Below are 1,588 nucleotides of genomic sequence, written 5' to 3' on the forward strand. Positions count from 1 at the left end.
CCTGAGACGTGATGCGTAGCCGATTGAGGCGAAGCAGAGTGATCCCATGCTGCCGAGAAAAGCCTCTAGCGAGTGTTCATGCGGCCCGTACCCCAAACCGACACAGGTGGTCAGGTAGAGAATACCGAGGCGATCGGGCGAACTGTGGTTAAGGAACTCGGCAAAATGCCCCCGTAACTTCGGGAGAAGGGGGGCCGTAGCGCTTGAAGCCTCTTGCAGGCTAGGGTGAGACGGCCGCAGAGACCAGCGAGAAGCGACTGTTTACTAAAAACACAGGTCCATGCGAAGTCGCAAGACGATGTATATGGACTGACGCCTGCCCGGTGCTGGAACGTTAAGGGGACCGGTTAGTCCTTCGGGGCGAAGCTGAGAACTTAAGCGCCAGTAAACGGCGGTGGTAACTATAACCATCCTAAGGTAGCGAAATTCCTTGTCGGGTAAGTTCCGACCTGCACGAATGGCGTAACGACTTCTCGACTGTCTCAACCGCAGGCCCGGCGAAATTGCATTACGAGTAAAGATGCTCGTTACGCGCGGCAGGACGGAAAGACCCCGGGACCTTTACTATAGCTTGGTATTGGTGTTCGATTCGGCTTGTGTAGGATAGGTGGGAGACTGTGAAGCTGGCACGCCAGTGCTGGTGGAGTCGTCGTTGAAATACCACTCTGGTCGTATTGGATGTCTAACCTCGGTCCGTGATCCGGATCAGGGACAGTGCCTGGTGGGTAGTTTAACTGGGGCGGTTGCCTCCCAAAGAGTAACGGAGGCGCTCAAAGGTTCCCTCAGCCTGGTTGGCAATCAGGTGTTGAGTGCAAGTGCACAAGGGAGCTTGACTGTGAGACTGACGGGTCGAGCAGGGACGAAAGTCGGAACTAGTGATCCGGCCATGGCTTGTGGAAGCGTGGTCGCTCAACGGATAAAAGGTACCCCGGGGATAACAGGCTGATCTTGCCCAAGAGTCCATATCGACGGCATGGTTTGGCACCTCGATGTCGGCTCGTCGCATCCTGGGGCTGGAGTAGGTCCCAAGGGTTGGGCTGTTCGCCCATTAAAGCGGTACGCGAGCTGGGTTTAGAACGTCGTGAGACAGTTCGGTCCCTATCCGCCGCGCGCGTAGGATACTTGAGGAAGGCTGTCCCTAGTACGAGAGGACCGGGACGGACGGACCGCTGGTGTGCCAGTTGTTCTGCCAAGAGCATTGCTGGTTGGCTACGTTCGGAAGGGATAACCGCTGAAGGCATCTAAGCGGGAAGCTCGTTCCAAGATGAGGTATCCCACCCTTTGTGGGTTAAGGCCCCCAGCTAGACCACTGGGTTGATAGGCCAGAGGTGGAAGACCGGTAACGGTTGGAGCTGACTGGTACTAATAGGCCGAGGACTTGTTACGAAGACGCTACGCATCCACTGTGCGGTTCTGGGAGAACAACCAGAACCGGTCGCGCCCCGCGGGGTGCTGGTTGATATTTCCATAGTGTTTCGGTGGTTATAGCGTTGGGGAAACACCCGGTCCCATTCCGAACCCGGTAGTTAAGCCCTTCTGCGCCGATGGTACTGCACTGGTTACGGTGTGGGAGAGTAGGTCGCCGCCG

Annotated in this window: 2 rRNA genes (1 of these 2 cut by a window edge); both read left to right on the top strand. The window is 56.7% G+C overall.

The features are described from left to right. Window positions 1–1,386, top strand: a 23S ribosomal RNA gene (locus ABZV40_RS46285); it begins 1,351 nt to the left of the window's first position. Between the two features lie 88 nt (window positions 1,387–1,474). After that, window positions 1,475–1,588, top strand: a 5S ribosomal RNA gene (gene rrf / locus ABZV40_RS46290); the annotation flags it as partial.

Origin of the sequence: Lentzea sp. NPDC004782, from assembly GCF_040609115.1 — a bacterium.
In the GTDB taxonomy this organism is placed as follows: domain Bacteria; phylum Actinomycetota; class Actinomycetes; order Mycobacteriales; family Pseudonocardiaceae; genus Lentzea.